General features: G+C 61.1%; 20 protein-coding genes and 1 pseudogene. 10 read left to right on the top strand and 11 right to left on the bottom strand.

Going from position 1 to position 20,952, the window contains the following annotated elements:
* The first annotated feature begins 8 nt into the window (after positions 1–8).
* Positions 9–872, top strand: coding sequence for an alpha/beta hydrolase (locus BMY54_RS05490; RefSeq protein ID WP_093430256.1), 864 nt, complete (start codon positions 9–11; stop codon positions 870–872).
* Here the strand turns inward: BMY54_RS05490 and BMY54_RS05495 are convergent.
* Both BMY54_RS05495 and BMY54_RS05500 read right to left on the bottom strand, forming a co-directional pair.
* The gene (locus BMY54_RS05495; RefSeq protein WP_093430257.1) at positions 866–2,215 is read right to left on the bottom strand and encodes an MATE family efflux transporter; all 1,350 of its coding nucleotides are present in this window, start codon (positions 2,213–2,215) and stop codon (positions 866–868) included. The two genes, BMY54_RS05490 and BMY54_RS05495, sit on opposite strands and share 7 nt — an antisense overlap.
* Before the next feature lie 272 nt (positions 2,216–2,487).
* Positions 2,488–2,781 (bottom strand): hypothetical protein, encoded by a 294-nt coding sequence (locus BMY54_RS05500; RefSeq protein ID WP_007914623.1) that lies wholly within the window; start codon positions 2,779–2,781, stop codon positions 2,488–2,490.
* A gap of 245 nt (positions 2,782–3,026) precedes the next feature.
* Between BMY54_RS05500 and BMY54_RS05505 the strand changes: the two genes are divergently transcribed.
* From BMY54_RS05505 to BMY54_RS05525, 5 genes are all read left to right on the top strand, one after another.
* Positions 3,027–3,329 carry a MazG-like family protein gene (locus BMY54_RS05505; protein ID WP_007914625.1) on the top strand — a complete coding sequence of 101 codons (303 nt, stop codon included), beginning with the start codon at positions 3,027–3,029 and terminating at the stop codon, positions 3,327–3,329.
* Entirely contained in the window at positions 3,329–4,078 is a 750-nt protein-coding gene (locus tag BMY54_RS05510; RefSeq protein ID WP_093430258.1) for a methyltransferase, read from the top strand. Before BMY54_RS05505 ends, BMY54_RS05510 begins: the two co-directional genes overlap by 1 nt.
* Before the next feature lie 12 nt (positions 4,079–4,090).
* On the top strand, positions 4,091–4,711 hold the full coding sequence (locus tag BMY54_RS05515; RefSeq protein ID WP_093430259.1) for a DUF4136 domain-containing protein: 621 nt from the start codon (positions 4,091–4,093) through the stop codon (positions 4,709–4,711).
* A 54-nt stretch (positions 4,712–4,765) separates the two neighbouring features.
* Positions 4,766–5,323: a DUF4136 domain-containing protein gene (locus BMY54_RS05520; protein WP_093430260.1), complete on the top strand. Its 558-nt coding sequence runs from the start codon at positions 4,766–4,768 to the stop codon at positions 5,321–5,323.
* A 222-nt stretch (positions 5,324–5,545) separates the two neighbouring features.
* On the top strand, positions 5,546–7,534 hold the full coding sequence (locus tag BMY54_RS05525) for a pilus assembly protein TadG-related protein (RefSeq protein WP_093430261.1): 1,989 nt from the start codon (positions 5,546–5,548) through the stop codon (positions 7,532–7,534).
* On the opposite strand, the gene BMY54_RS05530 is transcribed toward BMY54_RS05525, so the two are convergent.
* Together BMY54_RS05530 and BMY54_RS05535 are read right to left on the bottom strand one after the other, a co-directional pair.
* Positions 7,531–10,284 (bottom strand): PAS domain-containing sensor histidine kinase, encoded by a 2,754-nt coding sequence (locus BMY54_RS05530; RefSeq protein ID WP_093430262.1) that lies wholly within the window; start codon positions 10,282–10,284, stop codon positions 7,531–7,533. The genes BMY54_RS05525 and BMY54_RS05530 overlap by 4 nt on opposite strands.
* Positions 10,281–10,724 carry a TadE/TadG family type IV pilus assembly protein gene (locus BMY54_RS05535; RefSeq protein ID WP_093430263.1) on the bottom strand — a complete coding sequence of 148 codons (444 nt, stop codon included), beginning with the start codon at positions 10,722–10,724 and terminating at the stop codon, positions 10,281–10,283. Before BMY54_RS05535 ends, BMY54_RS05530 begins: the two co-directional genes overlap by 4 nt.
* Positions 10,725–10,799: 75 nt before the next feature.
* Between BMY54_RS05535 and BMY54_RS05540 the strand changes: the two genes are divergently transcribed.
* The 4 genes and pseudogenes from BMY54_RS05540 (at position 10,800) to BMY54_RS05555 (ending at position 14,341) form a co-directional block, all read left to right on the top strand.
* The gene (locus tag BMY54_RS05540) at positions 10,800–11,270 is read left to right on the top strand and encodes a prepilin peptidase (RefSeq protein ID WP_175559554.1); all 471 of its coding nucleotides are present in this window, start codon (positions 10,800–10,802) and stop codon (positions 11,268–11,270) included.
* A 126-nt stretch (positions 11,271–11,396) separates the two neighbouring features.
* On the top strand, positions 11,397–12,185 hold the full coding sequence (locus BMY54_RS05545; RefSeq protein ID WP_093430265.1) for a response regulator transcription factor: 789 nt from the start codon (positions 11,397–11,399) through the stop codon (positions 12,183–12,185).
* A gap of 898 nt (positions 12,186–13,083) precedes the next feature.
* Positions 13,084–13,443, top strand: a pseudogene (locus BMY54_RS05550) (DUF6124 family protein); the annotation flags it as partial.
* Between the two features lie 529 nt (positions 13,444–13,972).
* A complete protein-coding gene (locus tag BMY54_RS05555) occupies positions 13,973–14,341 on the top strand; it encodes a DUF6124 family protein (RefSeq protein ID WP_093430267.1) in 369 nt (122 codons plus the stop codon).
* A gap of 118 nt (positions 14,342–14,459) precedes the next feature.
* On the opposite strand, the gene BMY54_RS05560 is transcribed toward BMY54_RS05555, so the two are convergent.
* The 7 genes from BMY54_RS05560 to BMY54_RS05590 are packed head-to-tail and all read right to left on the bottom strand — an operon-like array spanning position 14,460 to position 20,946.
* A complete protein-coding gene (locus BMY54_RS05560; protein ID WP_093430268.1) occupies positions 14,460–14,732 on the bottom strand; it encodes a DUF3613 domain-containing protein in 273 nt (90 codons plus the stop codon).
* A gap of 10 nt (positions 14,733–14,742) precedes the next feature.
* Positions 14,743–15,465, bottom strand: coding sequence for a tetratricopeptide repeat protein (locus BMY54_RS05565; protein ID WP_093430269.1), 723 nt, complete (start codon positions 15,463–15,465; stop codon positions 14,743–14,745).
* A 22-nt stretch (positions 15,466–15,487) separates the two neighbouring features.
* Positions 15,488–16,372 carry a type II secretion system F family protein gene (locus tag BMY54_RS05570; RefSeq protein ID WP_093430270.1) on the bottom strand — a complete coding sequence of 295 codons (885 nt, stop codon included), beginning with the start codon at positions 16,370–16,372 and terminating at the stop codon, positions 15,488–15,490.
* Between the two features lies 1 nt (position 16,373).
* A complete protein-coding gene (locus tag BMY54_RS05575; RefSeq protein WP_093430271.1) occupies positions 16,374–17,258 on the bottom strand; it encodes a type II secretion system F family protein in 885 nt (294 codons plus the stop codon).
* An 18-nt stretch (positions 17,259–17,276) separates the two neighbouring features.
* Complete coding sequence (locus tag BMY54_RS05580) at positions 17,277–18,545, bottom strand: TadA family conjugal transfer-associated ATPase (RefSeq protein WP_093430272.1); 1,269 nt, start codon at positions 18,543–18,545, stop codon at positions 17,277–17,279.
* The gene (locus BMY54_RS05585; protein WP_093430273.1) at positions 18,542–19,732 is read right to left on the bottom strand and encodes a CpaE/TadZ family protein; all 1,191 of its coding nucleotides are present in this window, start codon (positions 19,730–19,732) and stop codon (positions 18,542–18,544) included. The genes BMY54_RS05580 and BMY54_RS05585 overlap by 4 nt, the downstream gene beginning before the upstream one ends.
* Positions 19,729–20,946 (bottom strand): type II and III secretion system protein family protein, encoded by a 1,218-nt coding sequence (locus BMY54_RS05590; protein ID WP_093430274.1) that lies wholly within the window; start codon positions 20,944–20,946, stop codon positions 19,729–19,731. The genes BMY54_RS05585 and BMY54_RS05590 overlap by 4 nt, the downstream gene beginning before the upstream one ends.
* Positions 20,947–20,952: the final 6 nt, after the last annotated feature.

The following is a 20,952-nucleotide window of genomic DNA, read 5'->3' on the forward strand; positions in this document are numbered from 1 at the left end:
CGGCGCGTATGGCAGGTTTATTCCGGCAAGGGTTGGGGATCGTGTTGCTGCTGGTGCTGGGCGGTTGTTCGCCGGTGCAGTTGCTCAATGCGTTGACTCCGGACAGCACATACGCCAAAACCGTGGGCATCGCCTATGGCGACGATCCGCGGCAGAAGCTCGACGTGTATGTGCCGCATCAGCCGATGCCCGGCGCGCCGGTGGTGGTGTTTTTCTATGGCGGCAGCTGGAACAGCGGTTCGCGCGTCGACTACCGCTTTGTCGGCGAAGCGCTGGCGTCCCGAGGGATTGTTGCCGTGGTGGCGGATTACCGTTTGTATCCACAGGTGCGCTATCCGCTGTTCCTGCAAGACGGGGCGCGTGCGGTGGCATGGACCAAAGCGCATATCCACGAGTTTTCCGGCAACCCGCAGCGCTTGTATCTGATGGGCCACAGCTCGGGCGGGTACAACGCGGCGATGCTCGCGCTGGACAGCGAATGGCTCGCGGCGGTGGGCATGTCGCCCAGGGATGTACAAGGCTGGATCGGTCTGGCCGGGCCGTATGATTTTCTGCCGATCAAGAATCCCGAGGTGCGCCCGGTGTTCTTCTGGCCGGATTCACCGCCGCAGTCGCAGCCGATCAACCATGTCAGTCGCGGCGCACCGCCTGCGCTGTTGATTGCGGCAAGCCGGGATGATCTGGTCAACCCGACGCGCAACACCGGTGGCCTTGCGAGCAAGCTGCGCGAGGCCGGTGTGCCGGCGCAGGATTTGTATTACTCGCGGCCCAGCCACATAACCTTGGTGGCGACCCTGTCGCGGCCGTTGCGGCGTCTGGCGCCGGTGCTTGATCAGGTGGTCGGGTTTATCGCCCACACGCCGAGTCAGTGAACGCCGCCACTGAACCAGCCATCGTTGCGCTTGAGCCACCAGGCTTGCGCACCGAGGGTCAGGCTGCGCAACACCATGAACAGCAGAAAAGATATCCACAGCCCGTGATTGCCCAGACCTTGCAGCGCCCAGGCGAACGGCAATAACAGCACCACGGTGATCAGCATGCCGTTGCGCATTTCCCGCGCGCGGGTGGCGCCGATGAACAAACCGTCGAGCAGGTAGCTCCAGACTGCAATCAGCGGCAGCACGGCGAGGTAGGGCAGGTAGACGAACGCGGTGTCGCGCACGCTCTGGATGTCAGTCTGCATCTCGATGAACAAGTGCCCGGCCAGCAGGAACAGCATGGCGAAGCCGAGGCTGGCGATCAGTGACCAGCCGCCTGCCACCACCAGCGAGCGACGCAGGGCCAGACGATCACGGGCGCCGATGGCGTGTCCGCACAAGGCTTCGACGGCGTGGGCCAGACCATCCAGCGCATGCGCCGTCAGCAGCAAGCCATTGAGCAGCAGCGCGTTGGCGGCCACCGTCGAATCACCCAGTCGCGCGCCTTGTACGGTGATCAGGAAAAACACCGATTGCAGCGCCAGGCTGCGGATGAAGATATCGCGGTTGACCGCCAGCAACGGACGCCAGCTCTGCCAGATGCTCAGCGCTGCCCAGACAATGTGCCCCGGGTACGCGCGCAGCGCCTTGCGGGTCAGCAGCAGGCCGAGCAGGGCGCCGCTCCATTCGGCGATCACCGAGGCGCGCGCCGAACCGACCACGCCCCAGTCCAGGCCGATGACGAACCACAGATTGAGGACGATGTTGATCAGGTTGGTGGTCAGCAGAATCGCCAGCGGCGCCCGGGCGTTCTGTGTGCCGAGGAACCAGCCGACCAGCGCATAACTGGCCAGCGCCGCTGGCAGGCCGAACAGGCGTGTATGGAAAAAGTCCCGGGTGAGTTGATCCAGCTCCGCTGACGGTTGCATGAAGTGCAACGCAACACCACTCAGCGGCACACCCAAAGTGCCAAGCACCAGTGCCAGTCCCATCGCCAGCAGCAAGCCCTGCAACAGAATCTGCCGCAACGCCGCACCGTCGCTGCGCCCGGCGGCTTGCGCGGCAAACCCGGTGGTGCCCATGCGCAGAAAGCCCATAGCCCAGGCGAGAAAGGTGTACAGGCTGGCACCGACCGCCACCGCGCCTAATTGATGGGCGTGGGGCAAGTGGCCGATAACGGTGCTGTCGACCAGCGCCACCAACGGTACGGAAATATTCGACAGAATCATGGGCGCGGCGAGTGCCCAGACCTTGCGGTGCGTCGGGCGGTCGCGCCAGTCGGCGATCAGAGTAGACATGCGGGCTCCTTGGGGGAGCGGGGATTGTAACGATTCATGGAGGATTTGCTGTGTCTGACAGAAACAACCCCCTCACCCCAGCCCTCTCCCAGAGGGAGAGGGGGCCGACCGAGGTGTCTGGCGTCATCCATCGACCTGAGAGAATGTGCCGATTATGGATTCGCTGAAGCTCGCTCAAGTCGGTGTAGCTCTTGAAGAGCCCCTCACCCTAGCCCTCTCCCTCCGGGAGAGGGTTAGGCGGGCGGCGTTCCGATGAGGGGCTCTTCAAGCGGTTAATGAATAATCCAGCTAAGCAGCCACAACCCCAGCAACAACCAGATGATCCCGGCAATGATCGACGCATTCATGAACGCCCGAATCGCCGACCACAACAGCATCAGCCCGACGATCAGGGCGATGATGCTGATAATCGAGGTGTCCATGCCCAGGGTTTTGGCCAGGCCGTCGACAAAGTTGCCACCGGCATTGCTCAGAATGTTGAACAAACCACTGAGGCCATCGACGATAAAGCGGATGACTGAACCGAGCGCCTGCCCGAGCCATTCGAAAAAGCTTTCTACCTGCATGTGTGCATCCTGATGAAAGAGCTGAGCCTTGGGCCACAACGCGGGTGGCCGAGTTCCCTGCATGATAGAAGGTTTGCACCCATTCTGTGTGGGAGCGAGCCTGCTCGCGAATACGGTGGATCAGTTAACTGATGGGTTGAATGACACAGCGCTTTCGCGAGCAGGCTCGCTCCCACATTAGATCACCTGCGCCGCTTGCCTTTGGTGGGTATCCCCCCGAAGCTATACGCCTTCAGGAGAACCCGATGAACCTTGTTGAACTGACCGAACGCCTGCACGCCATTCGCGACCGTAATGACTGGCGGCAATTTCACAGCCCGAAAAACCTCGCCATGGCAGCCAGTGTCGAAATGTCTGAACTGGTGGAAATCTTCCAGTGGCTGACGGAAGACCAGTCGCGCCAGTTGCCCGCCGACAAACTCGCCCACGCCGGGCAGGAAGTCGGCGATATCGTGTTGTACCTGTTGCTGCTGTGCAGCGAGTTGGGCCTGGACATGAATGAAGTGGTGCGCGCCAAGCTTGCCGACAGCGAACGGCGGTTCAGCTGATGAGCGACCGGCATTTCGATCAGTTGGCGACGCGGTTCGCCGAAAAAATCTATGGCGGTGCCAAAGGCGCGATTCGCCTCGCGGTGTTGCAGGCCGACCTAATCGAGGCACTGCCGGATCGTCCGTTGCGCGTTCTCGACATCGGTGGTGGTCTTGGCCACATGTCGCTGTGGCTGGCCGAGCGCGGCCATGACGTAACCTTCACCGAGCCCGCCGCACCGATGCTCGACGGCGCGCGCCAGCGTTTTGCTGAAGCCGGGCAAACCGCAACATTCATTCAGGCGCCGTGGCAGGAACTGCTCGGCCAACTCACTGAACCGTACGATCTGGTGATCTGCCACGCCGTGCTCGAATGGCTCGCCGAACCCCACGCGATCCTGCCGGTGCTGCACCAACTCACCAAGCCCGGCGGCTGGTTGTCGCTGGCGTTCTACAACCGCGATGCGCTGATCTACCGCAACCTGCTCAAAGGCCATTTCAAGAAAATGCGCAAGAACAGCATGGCTGGGGAAAAGCAGAGCCTGACCCCGCAACAGCCTCTCGACCCACGGGAATTGGCAACGCAACTCGAAGGCCTGTGGCAGGTCGAAACCCAGAGCGGGATCCGGGTTTTCCACGACTACATGCCGGTGGAATTCCAGGCCCGCGCCGAACTCGCGGATTTGCTCGAGATGGAGCTCGCTCACCGCCGTCACCCAAGCTTCGCCGGGCTTGGGCGCTACTTGCACTGGATCTGCCGGCCGATCTGATCGGAGCGCGACATGAAAGCTCAATCCGGGTTATTGCTGATCTGTCTGGGGTTGGCTGCCTGCCAGGGCAGCAACCCGTACGTGGCGCAGTCGCGGCCCTTGCCGCCGGCGCCGGCGCCGGCGCAAGCCGCCACCACCTTCGACCGTAGCGCTTACCCGGCGCCGCCGCGTGACTACGGACGCTATCGCAGTTGGGCCTGGCTCAACGGGCAGTTGCCGCCGGGTACGGCGTGGGCGGACTCGGCGCAAGTGGCCGAAGCGGTGAGCAATGCCCTCGATCAGCGCGGTTTGCGCCCGTTGCACGACAACCGCCCGGCCGACCTGTTGGTCAGCGCCGATCTGCAGCTGGAAACCCGTTTGCGGCAGGTCCAGGACGACTACGGCTACTACGGCGGCGGATACGGCGGCTACGATCGATATGGTCGCGGTTATGGCATGTACAACACGGTGCCGATCGTGCGCACGTATTCGGAGCAGGTCGTGGTGGTGCAGGTCAATCTGTTCGACGCCGGCAGCGGGCAACCGGTCTGGAGTGCCAGTGCCGAAACCGCGAACAAGGGCAGCGAAATCGATCGCACCGATTCGATCCGCGAAGCTGTGGAAAAGGCCATGTCGGCGTATCCTCCGAGTTAGCTTTCTGCCAACGGGAAGCTGCCGCAGGTTCATGTCTTCAATCGGAGAAAAACCATGTTCCGCCGTCTCGCTCTACTGGCCATGGCCACGCTGCTCAGCGCCTGCGCCGCCAACCAGGTCAACCACGACTTCGATGCCAGCCGCGACTTTGCCGCCTATCGCAGCTGGAGCTGGAAAGACCCCGCCCTGCAATATCGCCCCGATGATCCACGAATCAAAAGCGACCTGACCGAACAGCGCATCCGCCAGGCCGTCGCTGATCAGCTCGACCAGCGCGGTTTGCGTCCTGCGGCGGCGGGGGGCAAGGGTGACCTGAATGTACAGACCTACCTGATCGTCGAGGATCGTCAGCAGCAAGTGACGACCAATTACGGTGGCGGTTGGGGTGGCCCGTGGAACGGCTACTGGGGCGCGCCGATGTACAACGAAACGCGCAACATCACCTACAAGGTCGCGACCATCCAGATCGACCTGCTCGACGGCAAGGACGGCAAACTGGTGTGGCGCGGCAGCGATGAGCAGATGCTCGCCAGCAGGCCGAATCCCGAAGATCGCAGCAATGCCATTCGCGAGACTGTCGGGCGGATTCTGGCCAACTATCCACCGCGCTGAATCCGTTAAAAAGTGGGAGCTGTTGAGCTCCCATTTTTTGTTCCACCCTAAATTCTGATGTGGGAGCGAGCCTGCTCGCGAAAGCCGGGTGTCATTCAACTGTTATTTATCCGACACGACGCCTTCGCGAGCAGGGATGTTTGTCTGTTCGAAATGGCGCGTTGCCATTAGGCGCGTCTACACTCAGTTGCACCAATGGAGCTTGCGGCAAAGGAGTGCGCCATGTCGCCTCGTTCGCGATTCACCAGCCCGGCCCGGCAGCGCGGGGCGATTGGCTTGATGGCGGCGGCCACCCTCAGTCTGGCGGTGGTGATGCTGCTGTTGGTGGTCGACACCGGCCGCTTGTACATGGAGCAACGCAAATTGCAGCGGGTGGTGGACAACGCCGCCCTCGAAGCCGTCAGTCGTGGCGGCAATTGCCTGCCGGGGCTGAGCGCTGCCAGTTACGCCGGGCAAAGCGCCGTGCGCAACGGCTACGTTGTCGACGCCAGCAACACCCTCGCCACCACGTGCGGCACCCTGGTGACTGCCGCCAGCGGTTTACGCACGTTCGCCGTGGATGCCACGCAAATGGCTGCGGTCAAAGTCGTCGCCAGTCGCACGGTGATCACCAGTTTTGCCGGCGGCGTACAAGCCTTGTTCAGCGGTACACCGGTCAGTCTCAATACCACGCTGAATGCCTCGGCGGTGGCCGCCAGACCGCAGCCAACGGTCGCCCAGCTGAATATTCGCAGCACGCTGGCGAGCATCGATACGGCCCAGTCGAACATCCTCAATCCGCTGTTTTCCGGGCTGCTCGGCGGTAACGTCAACCTCACCGCGTTAGGCTGGGACGGCCTGCTGAACACCGATATCAACTTGCTGAAATACCTTGATCAGCTGGCGATCAATCTCAACGTCGCGGCCGGCAACTACACACAATTACTCAACACTCAGGCCACGGTGACGCAACTGATTCAGGCCGCCGCGACGGTGGTGCAACTCAATGGTGCGACCGCCCAAGTGATCACTGCGCTGGGCCAATTGCAGGTGGCGGCGGTCAACGCGGCGCCGGTCAAACTGGGTGACATTCTGCAATTGCAGACCGGCACCACTTCGGCGGGGCTGGACGCCAATCTGCAACTGCTGCAGCTGATTCAGGGCGTGGTGCAACTGGCCAACAGCAAGAGTGCGGTGGCGGCGACGTTGCCGATCAGCGTGCTCGGGCTGGCGAACGTCACGGTGCGGGTGAAAGTGATCGAGCCGCCGCAGTTCTCTGCGATTGGCGATCCGGCGCGGGCCAAGGTCAATCCGACCGGGCCGGACCGGATTTATGTGCGTACGGCGCAGGTGCGTACGATGTTGTCGGTGAGCCTGCCGGTGCTGTCCGGGGTCACGGGACTGACCAATGCGGTGTTGGGATTGGTCGCGGGACTGACGCCGACGCTCAATGCAGTCCTGAGTCTGAATCTGGTAGCAGTCCTGAGTTCGGTCGCCTGCGCCGGTTGCCAGCAACTTGACCCACTCCTTTTGCCATCCCCCGAAATTGACATCAGCCTGGATGCTGGTGGCGCGAAAAGCTATGTCACCGATTACAGCTGCCCAACCGGGACAACAGGCACGAAAAGCCTGACTGCCCACACCATCACATCCATTGCCGACCTCAAACTCGGCAAGATCGACCCTGCCAACGCCTTTTCCTCGGCCGCTGAACCGACTGTCACGCCATTACCGTTGGTTGACCTGGGAATCGTCACCTGCCACAAGATTCTGGGCATCGGGACTTGCGACCCCTCCACCCATATTCAATACGGCGCTGGCGGCATTGCGATCATGCTCGACACCAGCGTTGCGCAAAACACTCAGGATCTGGTGTTCTCCAGCGCTACGCCATTCGCCACCCCGGCCAACCTCAAATTACCCCCAAGCATTCAGTCAGCCGCACCCACCAGTAACATCGTCGGCAGCCTGTCGAACACCCTCGCGGGGATCAACCTGATCGTCTACAAACCCCAGGGCAGCAATCCATTGGGTGCCGTTGTTACCGGCGTTGCCTCGTTGATCAGTGATGTCACCAGCAAACTGCTGCCGGTGGTGACCAACCTGGTCAGCCCGTTGCTCGACCCGCTGCTGAACAACCTGCTCAAAGGCCTGGGCATTAACCTGATGGATGTCGACGTCGGTGCCAACATGACCTGCGGCCAGACCGGCAAGGCCTATCTGGTGATCTAGGCGTCCACGGCAACCGGCAACTCAATGCAGAACCGCGCGCCCTCCACCGAGTTGCGCACGCTCAACTCGCCGCCCATGTTGTCGATGATGCCGTAGCTCACCGACAGCCCCAGCCCGGTGCCGACGCCGATGGGTTTGGTGGTGAAAAACGGCTCGAAAATCCGCTCCAGCAAACGCGGATCGATACCGCCCCCGTTGTCCTCGACCCACAGTCGCACATGCTGCTCATCACGTTCAGCGTAGATTGAGATCCACGGTTTGAAGCTTGAGTCCTTCTCGCGTTTGCTCAGTAACGCATCCCGCGCGTTGACCATCAGGTTGATCAACACCTGTTCAAGCTGATCGACGTAGCCGCGCACTTGCACCTCGAACCCGGTCTCGCTGATGCGCAAATCCACGCCTTTGCCGCGCATGCCCTCGGCCAGCAGCGACAGCGTGCCTTCAATGGCTGAGGCCGGGTTGAACAGTTGCTGCTCGATCTCCGAACGTCGACCGAATACGCGCATGTGATCGACGACTTTCGCTGCACGCTGCACCTGCGCATCGATGCGATTGAGTTTGTCGGTCAGGTAATCGACCTGCACATCGCCGTTGCCCAGACGCTTGAGCACGTTGACGATGGCCATGCGCATCACGTTCAGCGGCTGATTGATTTCATGGGCGAGGCCGGTGGCCATTTCGCCAAGGGTGGCCATTTTCGCGCTTTGCGTGAGTTGCTGCTGCGAGCGGCGCACCTCGGTGTTGTCGCGGCCTACCGCTTGCACTTCGATCAACTGGCCGTGCTCATCGAACACGCCGCGATCGGACCACACCCACCAGGCATGTTCTCTGCCGGGCAGTTGCAGGCTGATTTCCGCGGTGCTCACCGGTTGCTCCACAGTCAGTGCAGCGAGACGCTGGACGAACGCAGTACGTTGTTCCTCGGACATCCAGCTGCCCAGATCAACCCCTGGCAGTTCCTCCGGCGTGCATTCCAGATACTTCGCCAGCGGCCGGTTGCCAAAGGTCAGAATCAGATCCGGGCGATAGCGACAGATCATTGCCGGCGAGTCTTCCACCAGAATCCGATAGCGCTCTTCACTCTTTTTCACCTGTTCGGCTGCCAGGGTCGCCTCGGTGACGTCCAGCCATAAACCGACCGCTTCGACCGGCAGGCCGAGGTCATTGCGCAGCAGACGGGCTTCATCGAGCAACCAGTGATACTCGCCGCGACGGTCGCGCAGTCGATAACGGCTGCGCACCGAACCTTCGCGCAGCAACTGGCGGCTGCGGGCGAAATACACCTCGCGATCCTCGGGATGGATCATCTCGACCAGAGCGCCGTCGCTGCAGTCCTCAAGGTTCCAGCCCAGCAAGGGTTGCAGGCTGGCACTGAAGAACGCCGGGACCAGCGCGCCTTCCTGGTAGTGCTGGACGTAAATCACCGCGGGCGAGCTGGCAATCAGGTTGTCCAGCCGCGCATGCGCGGCGGCGGCCCGTTGTTGCTGGTTCTGGATGTCGCTGATGTCGAGCATGAAACCGACCAGCCTGCGGTGCTCGCCGCTGCCAATCAGTTGGCCCTGTACGCGATACCACGTGGGCGCTTGCGCGGGATTGCCGTCGTGCAGACGCACCGACAGCGTCAGGGCTTCACCGTGTTGTTGCAAAGCGTGCAGACGGCTGCGCAACTCGTCGCGGTCGGCGGGATGGATTTGCGTCAGCCAGTCTTCCAGCGGTAATCCGCCAGGGTTCACGTTCAAGACCGCCGCCAGCGCGGGTGCCAGTTGAATGTGCTTGTCGCCTGCCAAAATCTCCCACCAGCCTGCACCCAATAGGGTTTGCAGCGCTTCGATGCGCTCCAGTTGCAGGTGATGCTGCTGTTCGCGCAGGCGCCCCAGCAACGGCCCGGCCAGCGCGCCGAGCAGTGCCATCCAGTCACGCTCGGTCAGGTATGGTGCGGCGCTGTCCACGGGATAAAACCCACAGAGCAGCCAGGCCACCACACCGTGTTCATCGCTATACGGCACCGCGAAACCTTCGGCACTGCCGAACAGAACCTGCACTCGCGAATGTTCATCCAGGCCCTGATGCGCGCCGACACGTTGCGGCGCGGCACCGTTCAGGCTGTCCAGCGGCGTGCCCAGACGTTGCTGGTCGTGCCACAGGTTCGGCGCATCGTGGGCGCGATGCTGACGATAGATCTGCCAGCCCTGCTGCTCATCATCGAGCAAGGCCAGCGCCAGACAAGGGATGTGCCAGCGCTGGGCGATCATTTGCAATTGTTCGCTGACGATCGTCGGCAACCGCGCCTGGCTGCATGCGCGCAACTGTTCGCTGATCTGCCCGGCGAGCAATTGGCAGGCATCACGCTGGCGCGATTGTTGGCGTTCGAGCAACAAGTCGGCGATATCGATCAACTGCATCAGCCAGCCCTCGCCCAGCGGTTGAACCCAGCCACGCACGTGCACGGTCTGCTCGCCCAGACCGAAGAAGTCGAGATCAAGCAAAAGCCCCTGCCACTCCCTTGGTCGACCTTCGATGGTCAGTGTGCTGTGCGGCAGTAGATAGGCGCTCAGCGGTAAGGGTCGATCGTGAGTCTTGAACTGCGCCAGCAGATGCCGCAGCGGCCCGGCCATTTGCAGCACGTCACCGTCGTCGTTCAGGTACAGGTGCAAGCCTGTTGCGGGTGAACCGAGTGGGTCGGGCAACTCATGGGCGGCGGGCGGTGTGCGTTTGAGCAAACGCCCGAAAAGTTTGTCTCCCGACGTCAAAATTGCAGACTCGACTTGGCGGTCAGGTAGGTGGGCAGGCTGGGTACCGTGCCGATGCCCGGCAGAACCAGAAACGGCATGACCTGATTGAGCTTGCTGACCGGGTAATTCACTTGCACTGTCAGCAGGCCCGTCGCGCTGTATTCGACACTGGTGTCAACGCCGACCACCAGGTTGAAGATCGGACGGATCCAGGACAATTGCTGGGTCAGCGTGGCATTCGCGGTGTTGATCACCACGGTTGAATAGTTGGGTGTGTTGGGATCGACCGCGACACTGCGGCGCACGGCTTCGGACGTGGCTTGATTGAACGATTGCATCATCACCAAGGGCAGGCTGTAACTGACCAGGCCGTAAAACACGGCGAAAAAGATGATGAACACCAAGGCGAACTCAATCGCCACCGCACCTTTTTGCGACTTGCGAAAGCCGGTTTTCATGAGTGCGTCTACCCTGACTGTCACTGCGTAGTCTCAGCATAGAATCATTCCGCAAAAATGGACGGTTTTTACCGGATGTACAGTTTTCTCCTCCTGATCTGGCTGGGCCTGTGCGCGGAGCAAGATGCCCGCCAGCGACGCATTGCCAATGGGCTGACGCTCGGTGCGGCGGCGCTGGCGCTGATCTGGCTGTTGTGGACCGGCAGCACTTGGCTGGGCGCTGAGGCGGGGCAGGGCGGTTGGGCCTGCCTGATCGCGCTGGCGCTGACCCTGCCGGGTTTTTTCATGGGGCGCATGGGCGCCGGCGATGTGAAATTAATGACAGCCCTCGGTCTTGCGACGGACGGTCTGTTTATTCTTGGCGTATTTATGGGGGCGGGCGTCGCCAGCCTGATCTGGATGCTGCTGGCGCCAAGAGTCTGGCTCCATATGAGTCAAGGGCTTAGAGAACGTCTGCGATATCTGGCCCCCGGCATGTCAAAAAAGCTGCCATTTGCACCGTTCGTGCTGGTCGGTGCAGTGCTCGTTATGCTTTGGATCCACTAGTCGCCAAGCGCCACTAGTTCTATGTACATAGTCGGAAAGTACGTCTACTTTCAAATGAACTGGTTATACAGCCAAAGGCTGGCAGTACAGGAATGGTCAGCTTTGGCCTGGGACATGGAGTAGCACGTGAACAAGCTTACGTCTGCGGTAAAAGTCCTCGTGGTCGACGATCAGCCGTTGATCGTGGAGGAGTTGTGCGAGTTTCTTGAAAGCAATGGTTATCGCTGTGTGCCGTGCGAATCCAGTCTGCAGGCGATCGAGTGTTTCAGTGAGGACGCGGAAATCGGTCTGGTGCTGAGTGATCTGCACATGCCGGACATGGATGGCATTCAACTGATTCAGGCGTTGCAGCGTTTGGCGGGCAAGCGTCGGGTGTTCGAGGCGATCATGCTCACTGGGCGTGCCGACAAGCAGGATGTGATCAAGGCATTGCGTGCCGGGATTGCCGATTATTATCAGAAGCCGATTGATCTGGATGAGTTGCTCGACGGGGTGCGGCGTCAGGAGGCGGCGCTGCAGGAGCGGCAGAAGAATCTGCAATTGGGGCATTTGAATCAGAAGTTGCAGTATCTGTCTGAGTCGATTGATGACCTTTATCAGGATCTGGACAAGGTGCGGCGTAGTCCTTCGGCGGTGGTTCGTGATGTGTTGGGCGGTGAGCCTGCCGAGGCGGAGGCTCAGGAGATGCCGGAGATTTTCAATCAGTTGTCGCCGCGGCAATTGGATGTGGCGCGGTTGGTGGGCAAGGGGCAGACCAATTATCAGATTGCCTGTGAGTTGGGGATTACCGAGAACACGGTGAAGCTTTATGTTTCGCAGGTGTTGCGGTTGACGCATATGCATAATCGGACGCAGTTGGCTTTGGCTCTTTCGCCGAGTGCTTCTGCTGCGCGGCAGCGGGTTACGGCGCATTGACTTGGCGGCCTGTGGGCCGACCAGGTTCTTGGGGTTTTGGGTGAATATCCGTTGCTGCGGGTGTTGCTGCTGACGGTTCCGCTCTTACAGCGGGTCACTTTTGGCAAACGCCCCAAAAGTAACCAAAAGGTCTGCGCCCTGACGTTCGGCCCGCTCGCTGGGGCTCGGGGTTCCTTCGCTCCGGGATCGATCCGGGGGCATCGCTTCCGGTTTGCTTCGCTGCACCTCCTTTCGATGTGTTCGACTTCGTCGAACGGCGCTGCGCGCCTACCCCCGGATCAATCCCTCCACTCAGCCTGCCGACGGGCTCCAAGATCAAAAGCAGGCGAGCTGACACTCGGCCTATTGAGTGGTGAAGAGCGGGTGTTCGGCTTTAGTTTTGTGGTGGATTTGCCCCTCATCGGAACACCGCCCGCCCAGCCCTCTCCCGAGGGTGAGGGAGCTGATCTGGTGATTTTCAGTATCTGAATTCGACTCGGTCTTTCACGTCGACGTAGCTCTCCCAAACACCTCGGTCAGTCCCCTCTCCCTATGGGCGGTCCGACGTTTCGGGAGGGTGAGGGTTGGTTTCTGGCTGTTTAAATTTGTGCCAGATAACCGGAACCTTCCCACACGGTTTTCAGGTTGTCCGTCAGACGTGCTCTCTCTAGTCTCTGACTGTCGCTGAACACTCAGCGATCGGGTGTGAGAACCCGGCAATTTATGGTCATCCAGTTTCTGTGCACGCATAATCGCCGCCAGCTTGTCTGCTGTCTGCAATGTGTCATGGCGGCTGTGTGCGGGCAGACTTCGGTCTGGCCGGGTGTCCATAACCGGTATTCTCACCCCGCATACAGCTGCCACCTTTTGCCCCGTGAGAATGGCAGTGGGTGGCGGCAAAGACTTTGGAATTGTTTCAATGGACAAACTGATCCCCGACCCACCCCACGAACCCATCACCCCGCTCGAAGAAGCCATCCGCGCCGACGACCTCGTCAAAAACCGCGAGGCCATCAAACGCGCCCTCGATTTCTACCTCTGCCCCGAACCCGCGAAACCCCACCAACCGAGCACGATGTTTCTCATCCATCCGAAAATCGATACCGAAAGCCTGCTCGCCCATGCCTGCGAATCCCTGGCTTCGGCCAATACGCTGGCGGGTAACTTTGCCGATCAGTTGGGTCGGCCGGAGCGCAATGCCGCGCTGGCGATTCAGCAGATCATCACGCTGGCCGAGCTGGCGGTAAACCGGGCACTGGATCGGGTGGACCCACAGACCTTACCCGCCAGGCACACCGCGTCATCGTTCTTCGCGAGCAGGCTCGCTCCTACATTTTGAAATGCATTTCAGCTGTGGGAGAGCACAGGGGGACGGCTTCTGATTTGCGTTGGATTCGCCCCTCATCGGAAACGCCGCCCGCCCAGCCCTCTCCCTATGGGCGGTCCGAAGTTTCGGGAGGGCTAGGGTGAGGGTTGGCTTTTGGCTGTTTAAATGTGTGGCAGATAACCGGAACCTTCCCACACGGTTTTCAGGTTGTCCGTCGGACGTGCGCTCTCTAGTCTCTGGCTGTCGCTGCCAATTCAGCGACCGGGTGTGGAAACCTGAATTTCAAGTAGATGCGTTGCATCGCTACCGCAATCATTGTCGGCGTCTTCTTTCGTCTGCAAACTGTGTCGCGGCGGCTGTGCGCGGGCAGGCTTCGGTCTGGCCGGTTGCCTACTTATCGGTTTTCCACCCTGCGTACAGCTGCCACCTTTTGTCGTGTGGAAACGACAAAGGTTGGCTCCTCAGCCAAGTAGGAGTTGTTATGGACAAACTGATCCCCGACCCACCCACCGAACCCACGACCCCGCTCGAAGAAGCTATCCGCGCCGACGACCTCGTCAAAAACCGCGAGGCCATCAAACGCGCCCTCGATTTCTACCTCTGCCCCTGCCCCGAACCCGCGAAACCCCACCAACCGAGCACGATGTTTCTCATCCATCCGAAAATCGATACCGAAAGCCTGCTCGCCCATGCCTGCGAATCCCTGGCTTCGGCCAATACGCTGGCGGGTAACTTTGCCGATCAGTTGGGTCGGCCGGAGCGCAATACCGCGCTGGCGATTCAGCAGATCATCATGCTGGCCGAGCTGGCGGTAAACCGGGCACTGGATCGGGTGGATCCGCAGGCCTGATCCGCCAGGCACACCGCGTCATCGTTCTTCGCGAGCAGGCTCGCTCCCACAGGTGGAGTGCATTTCAAAAGGTGGGAGCGAGCCTGCTCGCGAAAGCGCTCGCAAGGTCACCCCATCACTAATTCTTGCTCTCGATCTTCCCTCCCGCATCCGGATCATAAAAATCCGGAATCTCATATTTGTACTTCTTCAGCCAGCGCTGCATTGCCAAATCCCGTTCGGTCGCAGTCGCCGTTTGGGGTTTGGGGGAGGCGGCTTTGTTGCGGCTTTGCAGGACCAGCCAGCCTTCGGTTTCCTGTTGTTGCGCCGAGGCGGGGCCGGCGTCGATGGCGGCGGCGCTGAGGGGCAGGCTGAGCAGGGTCAGGTAGCACAGGCCTTTGAAGGGGTTCATGGCTGTCTCCTTATTTGAGCGATGACGGCAACGGGTCAGCGACGGCGGCCACTTGATTGCTCGTGGCCGGTTTGGCCTTGACCGGGGCTTTGAGTTTTTCTGCGCGTTCCTGGGCTTCGGTGAATTGTTGCGGGGTCAGTTTGGCGCGGCTGACGATTTCGGCGGCTTGTGGCCAATCGTTCTGGTACAGCAGCAGGGTGACCATATTCAGGGTTGCCAGTTGGTTGTTCTGCTTGAGTTCGATGGCGGTGAGGAACTCGAAACGGGCGTCGTTGAGGCGCAGTTGGTTGAGGTAGACCACGCCCAGGTCGTTGCGGATTTTTTCGTCGGTGGGGGCCAGGCGCGCGGCGCGTTGCAGGTGGGCTTGGGCTTGGCCGTTATCGCCGCGAGCAGCGTAGAGCTGACCGAGGCCGTGTTCGGCTTCGGCGGTCAGGCAGCCGCCGAGCAGGCCGCGGTACAGCGGCTCGGCTTCGCTACGGCCGAGCAGACGATAGACCTTGGCTTTGCGCAGGCGCACTTCGCTGATGTTGTCCGGCAGGCTTTGCAGGTTAGCCAGGCTGGCGTGCAGTTTGCCGTCGTTGGCCAGATCGTCCGCGAGGTTCAGGGCCAGCTCTTGCTCCTGGGTCATCTTGCTGCAATTGCTCGGTGCCAGCAGCGCTGTCCAGGGTGCCTGGCCGTCGGTGGCGCAACCGCCGAGCAGCAACAGACTTGCCATGACTATCAGTACTTTCATCAAACGCTCTCCATGAGCAAGGTCAGTTTGCGAACGCCCGGGCTATCGCGGTGAAGCCGGGGCCAGCGAGGACGATCAGCAGTGCCGGAAACAGAAACAGCATCATCACTACAGACATCTTCGCCGACATTTTCGAGATGTACTCCTGCAAGCGCGTCAGGCGCCGGTCATCCAGCAGTTGCTTGAGCGCCAGCAGCGATTTCATCGCGCCGCCGCCCTGTTGAATCAGTTGCTGGAGGATTACGCAGGTGTCGCTGAATTCGTCCACGGCGAGCATCACCGCGGCTTTGTTCAACTCCTGGCCAAGTTCCAGACCGGAGTCGACACGGGTCAGGATCAGGCGCAGTTCGCTGGTCAGTTCCGGCAACAGTTTTTGCGCTTCGATGCTGAGTACACGCAGGGCTTGTTCGACTGCCATGCCGGATTCGAAAAGGATGCGCAGCAGCGGAATGAACGTCGACACCTCCACGGCGATGGTTTGCTGCCGGCGTGCCGCCGCGTAGGCCAGCAAGCGTTTAGGCAGCAGATAACCGCCGCCGGTAGCGAGCATCGGCACGATCCAGCGGTTGTCAGCCTGGGGGAAAAACACCTCTTGCAGAAAAATTGCCAAACCCAACGTTAGCAGCGGCGTGCCGATCTGGCAGGCCGCAAAAAGCGCGCGTTCATTGGCCCGGCGCCAGCCGATGCGGTTGAGCAGGGTCTGGGTTTCGCTGTCGATGCTCACCGAACGCTGGCCGAACTTACTGCTGCCCAATGCGCGCAACCAGTTGCCGAAGCGATTCTCGCGCACCAGTTGTCCTTGCAGGCGCTGATTGATCTGACGCACCCGGCGCCGCTCCATCAGCAGGTGATTGATCACCAGCATCAAGGCGCCGAGCAGCAACATCAGTGCCGCGAGCCAGACCATGTCAGACGCTCCTCAACATGCGCCACAGCGCCAGGCTGCCGACCACTTGCAGCACGGCGGCGCTGATCAACATGTGCTGACCACTGGCGTCGTTCCACATCCCCAGCATGTAGCCGGGGTTGGTCAGCATGAAGTAACTCACCAGCAGCAGCGGCAATGAGCCGAGCACCCACGCGGTCATCCGCGTTTCGCCGGTGAGGGCGCGCAGTTGGCGGGCGCCCTGGTCGCGTTCGCGGATCAGTTTGATCAGGTTCTCCAGCAGCTCGCTGGCGTTGCCGCCGTAGCGATGATTGACCTTCAGGCCGAGGGCGAACATGCGTAGTTCATCCTGTTCATACAGCTCGGCAAAATCACTGACCGCATCGGGCAGGTTCACCCCCAGTTGCACGTTGCGCTGGACCCGGCCCATTGCTGTTTTTAACGGATCTTCGCTGGCTTCAATGCCGCCCATGACCGCGTCACTCAGGGTGCGCCCGGACTTCAGGCTACGCACGGTGTGATCAAGCAACTGCGGCAGTTGCTCGATCATGCGTTTGATCCGGCGTTGGTAAAGAATGGCGATGTATAGCCGCAACAGCAGTGGCGGTATGACGATCATCAGTAGCAGGCCGATCCAGTCAGCAAGAAAATACCCCAGCGCTATCGCCAGCGCCCACAGACTCAGCCACAGGCCGAAACGCTCGGTCGGGCGGCCCAGTCCGGCACGCAGAAACATCCGCTCCAGTCCGACCCACACAGGTTTTTCCGGCGCCAGTTGCGGTTGTCCGGCGGCGAGACGGTTGAGCACTTTTTCCGTGGCGGTCTTGCGCAGACCCTGCAAAAACAGGCGAATCGACAGCCCCAGCAGCGTCAGGCAGATAACAATGAGAATGATCGCTCCCAGCATGCTCGATGCTCCTTGCCGTCAGCCCAGATGTGTCTCGTGGCGCAGCTTGTCGCCGGCCGGATTGACGGCTTCGCGCAGGAAACCGAAACCGCTGCGGCGGTCGAGGCGGAACAGAGTATTGGTGACGTAAACGTCTTCGCGAATGCCGACCACTTCCACGACCTCGCTGACGCAACGGCGCCCGTCAGGCATGCGCGTCAACTGGATGATCACGTCGAGGGCCGCGCAGATCATCTGGCGCAGGGTGCGTTCGGCGATGGAACGGCCCGTCAGACCGACCAGCGTTTCCAGGCGCAGCAGGGCATCCTGGGCGTTGTTGGCGTGCACGGTGCTCATCGAGCCGTCGTGACCGGTGTTCATCGCCGTGAGTACATCGACCACTTCGACGCCACGAATCTCGCCGAGGATGATCCGGTCGGGGCGCATCCGCAGGGCATTGCGGATCAGGTCGCTGGCCTTCACTTCACCGTGGCCTTCGGCATTCGGCGGACGGGTTTCCAGGCGCACCACGTGGGGGTGGCCGAGCTGCAATTCGGCGACGTCTTCGATGGTCACCAGACGTTCGTGCGGGTTGATCAACTGGCTGAGAATGTTCAGCAGCGTGGTCTTGCCGGTGCCGGTGCCGCCGCTGATCAGGATGTTGCAGCGCTTGCCGACGGCATCCTGGAAAAACTCGAAGATCGACAGGTCGACGGTTTGCATGGCGATCAGGTCGCTGCTTTTAAGCATGTCCTTGCGGAATTTGCGGATCGACAGGCAGGGGCCGTCGAGGGCAATCGGCGGAATGATCGCATTGACCCGGCTGCCATCGGGCAGGCGTGCGTCGACCATCGGTGAGGACTCGTCGAGGCGCCGTCCGAGCGGTGCAAGGATGCGCTGCATCACGCGTTCGACGTGATGCGCATCGATAAACCGCAGGTCACTCTGGTGCAGCACACCGTCGCGTTCGATGAATACCCGATGCGGGCCGTTGACCAGAATCTCGGTCACCGAATGATCGCGCAGCAACACCTCCAGCGGACCGAAACCGGTGAGTTCGTCGACGATCTCTTCGGCCAGCCGCTCCATCTCGTAGCGGGAAATCGCCAGATGCAAACGGGCGATGTACTCGGCGACCTTGTCGGTGACGAACTGTGCGAGTTGCTGACGAGAACCTTCCAGCAGGTTTTTGCCCGACTCTTCGAGGGCGTCGATGATGTAGCGATGCAGGACCAGTTTCAGGCCTTCGTGATCGCTGTTGCCGCCGCTGCTACGGGGCGCAGCGCCGAAGAGTTTTTCTGCGCTCATGAGGTGCCTCGCAAGCGGTCGAACCAGGTGACTTTGGGCTTGGCCAGACCCTCGGAACGTTTGGCCAGGCGCTCACCGAGGGCGCGCAGGCTCTGGGTAAGTTTTTCGCGCGGGGCCAGTTCGAACAGGCTGACGCCCTGGTTTTTTGCGTTCAGGCGCACTTCTGGAGTGAGGGCCAGCGTGGCGATCACCTCCAGATTGAAGGTCTTGCCGAGGGTTTCCGAATTGGGCGCAACGTTGCTCAAGTAACGGTCGATCAGCAGCCGCCCGTGGTCGAGCTTCATGCCTTTTTCCCGCCACAGATTGAGCACCGCGAGGTTGCGTCGGCAGTTGAGTACGTTCTGGTCGGTGTACCAGAGCAACTTGTCGCAATGGCTGACAAAGGTGCGCAACGCCTCGCTGTCAGTCTGCCCGGTGAGGTTCACGACGATATGCTGGAAGTGCTGGCGCAGGGCGCTGAGCAACATGTACAGCTCGGCGGCGCTGGTGTTTTCCAGCGGCTCATCGTTGCTGGCGTAGGCGAGAATGCGCAGGCCGGCTTCGGCGCTGGTGAAGGCGCTGTCGATCAGCGTGGCGTCGAGCCGGCGCAAGTGACGCAGGGCATCGCCAAAGTGAAACGAACTTTCCAGCCCGAGCAGGGCGAGGCTGTCACCGCGCGGCAGACCGAGATCGAGCAGCAAGGTTTGCTGACCGCTCTTTTGCACCACCAGCGCCATGTGGTTGGCCAACAGCGCGCCATCGGAACTGCTCTGCACGCCATACATGACCGTGAGGCCGCCGAGTTGCGTGTTCGGTGCCACGGGCGGCAGGCGTTTACTCAAGCGCCGCACCAGCCCGGCGACTTCACTGGAGCGCGAACCGTAGGCGACAAAATCCCGGGCCCCGGCGCGCATGGCATTGAGCACCAGCTGATTGTCCATGCCGTCGCCGAGGGCCACGATCGCCAGCATCGGTTTGGCCTCCAGCGCGCCTTCGATCAACGCGCTCTGGGCGACCACGTGTTCGCGATCCAGGCCGACGAACACCAGGCTGGCAAAGGTGACATCCACCAGCGCCAGCAACTCATCCAGGCTGCCGCCACCGGCGCTGACCACTTGGCCGAGCGGCGCGAGCGCGCCCTGCAGCCACTCCAGATCGGTGCTGTTGCGGGTGATGGCGAGAAAGGTCTGGCTCAGGCTCTGGCTCATTGGGATAACCCGCTGCGCTTGTCGAAATTGCCGTTCTCAAGAAAAAACATGCGGTAGAAATTCGGGTCGTAATTGCGCAGTTTTTCCCCGGGCAACGACGGCAGTTGGGCATCGGCGGCCAATGGCTGCACCAGGTGCGGGGTGACGATCATCAGCAGTTCGCGCTCTTCGCGCTTGATCTGCGAGCCTTTGAAAAATGCGCCGAGCACCGGGATGTCACCGAGGCCGGGAAACTTGTTCACCTGCGAGCTATTGGTGGTGCTGATCAAGCCACTGATGACGAAACTCTCGCCGTCGCCAAGCGACACGCTGGTGTCGGTGCGGCGGATAGTCAGCGCCGGCACGGTGGTGCCGGCGATCTGTACGGCGTTACTGAAGTCTAGTTCGCTGACTTCCGGGGCGACCTTCAACGCGATGCGGTCGCGACCGATGATGGTCGGCGTCAGGGTCAGGCGGATGCCGAATTCCTTGTACTCGATCGACACGCTGTCGCTGCCGGAACTGGGCACCGGAATCGGAATTTCACCGCCGGCCAGAAAGCTTGCGCTTTGCCCGTTCAGCGCGACCAGGCTCGGCCGCGCGAGGGTGTAGGCGAAGCCGCTGGTTTCCAGCGCGTTGATGATTGCCATGGTCTTGCCGCCGATCCACGAGAAGTTGAACAGCGAGTTGTCCACCGGCAGGCGTGGCTGCGGCACCCCGTCAATCGGCGGAAGGGTGCCGGGCGAACCGAACAGGAAGTTGCCGCGCGTGCCGATTAGCGAGGCGGTGGCTTGCTTGAGTTTGGTGCGGCTGACTTCGACGAACCGAATATCGGTCTGCACTTGCGACGGCAGGTTCGGATCATCCGACGGCAGACTGCTGTTCAGCGCGGCAGTGGCGGCGCCCTGAACAAAGACCATGCTCTGGCGCGGCTCGCTCGAACACGACGTCCAGACCATCAGGCTGGTGGCGCCGGGTGCAACACCGGTGAGCAGAAAGGACGAGCTGCCGTTGGCGTGGACATCGGCGATTTTCGGGTCGCCAATCGCCAGACGCGTGATCGCCACGGGGGACTGCACGTCCTGCTGAAACCCTTCGCCGATTTCGATCACTGGCGGCATGCGCCCCAGTGCCGAACAATTGCCGACTGCCGCGAACGCAGCGTCCATCGACAGGCCCATCAGTAACAGGGCGCGCAGCATGGGTTTGAATGTCGGCCTGAAACGACTCTGCATGCCCTT

It is taken from the genome of Pseudomonas sp. ok266 (assembly GCF_900110195.1).
Classification (GTDB): Bacteria; Pseudomonadota; Gammaproteobacteria; order Pseudomonadales; family Pseudomonadaceae; genus Aquipseudomonas; species Aquipseudomonas neuropathica.

Coding starts and splice junctions, on each gene's coding strand:
- BMY54_RS05490 (WP_093430256.1), top strand. CDS start 9: ATGGCAGGTTTATTCCGGCAAGGGTTGGGGATCGTGTTGCTGCTGGTG.
- BMY54_RS05495 (WP_093430257.1), bottom strand. CDS start 2,215: ATGTCTACTCTGATCGCCGACTGGCGCGACCGCCCGACGCACCGCAAG.
- BMY54_RS05500 (WP_007914623.1), bottom strand. CDS start 2,781: ATGCAGGTAGAAAGCTTTTTCGAATGGCTCGGGCAGGCGCTCGGTTCA.
- BMY54_RS05505 (WP_007914625.1), top strand. CDS start 3,027: ATGAACCTTGTTGAACTGACCGAACGCCTGCACGCCATTCGCGACCGT.
- BMY54_RS05510 (WP_093430258.1), top strand. CDS start 3,329: ATGAGCGACCGGCATTTCGATCAGTTGGCGACGCGGTTCGCCGAAAAA.
- BMY54_RS05515 (WP_093430259.1), top strand. CDS start 4,091: ATGAAAGCTCAATCCGGGTTATTGCTGATCTGTCTGGGGTTGGCTGCC.
- BMY54_RS05520 (WP_093430260.1), top strand. CDS start 4,766: ATGTTCCGCCGTCTCGCTCTACTGGCCATGGCCACGCTGCTCAGCGCC.
- BMY54_RS05525 (WP_093430261.1), top strand. CDS start 5,546: ATGTCGCCTCGTTCGCGATTCACCAGCCCGGCCCGGCAGCGCGGGGCG.
- BMY54_RS05535 (WP_093430263.1), bottom strand. CDS start 10,724: ATGAAAACCGGCTTTCGCAAGTCGCAAAAAGGTGCGGTGGCGATTGAG.
- BMY54_RS05540 (WP_175559554.1), top strand. CDS start 10,800: ATGTACAGTTTTCTCCTCCTGATCTGGCTGGGCCTGTGCGCGGAGCAA.
- BMY54_RS05555 (WP_093430267.1), top strand. CDS start 13,973: ATGGACAAACTGATCCCCGACCCACCCACCGAACCCACGACCCCGCTC.
- BMY54_RS05560 (WP_093430268.1), bottom strand. CDS start 14,732: ATGAACCCCTTCAAAGGCCTGTGCTACCTGACCCTGCTCAGCCTGCCC.
- BMY54_RS05565 (WP_093430269.1), bottom strand. CDS start 15,465: ATGAAAGTACTGATAGTCATGGCAAGTCTGTTGCTGCTCGGCGGTTGC.
- BMY54_RS05570 (WP_093430270.1), bottom strand. CDS start 16,372: ATGGTCTGGCTCGCGGCACTGATGTTGCTGCTCGGCGCCTTGATGCTG.
- BMY54_RS05575 (WP_093430271.1), bottom strand. CDS start 17,258: ATGCTGGGAGCGATCATTCTCATTGTTATCTGCCTGACGCTGCTGGGG.
- BMY54_RS05580 (WP_093430272.1), bottom strand. CDS start 18,545: ATGAGCGCAGAAAAACTCTTCGGCGCTGCGCCCCGTAGCAGCGGCGGC.
- BMY54_RS05585 (WP_093430273.1), bottom strand. CDS start 19,732: ATGAGCCAGAGCCTGAGCCAGACCTTTCTCGCCATCACCCGCAACAGC.
- BMY54_RS05590 (WP_093430274.1), bottom strand. CDS start 20,946: ATGCAGAGTCGTTTCAGGCCGACATTCAAACCCATGCTGCGCGCCCTG.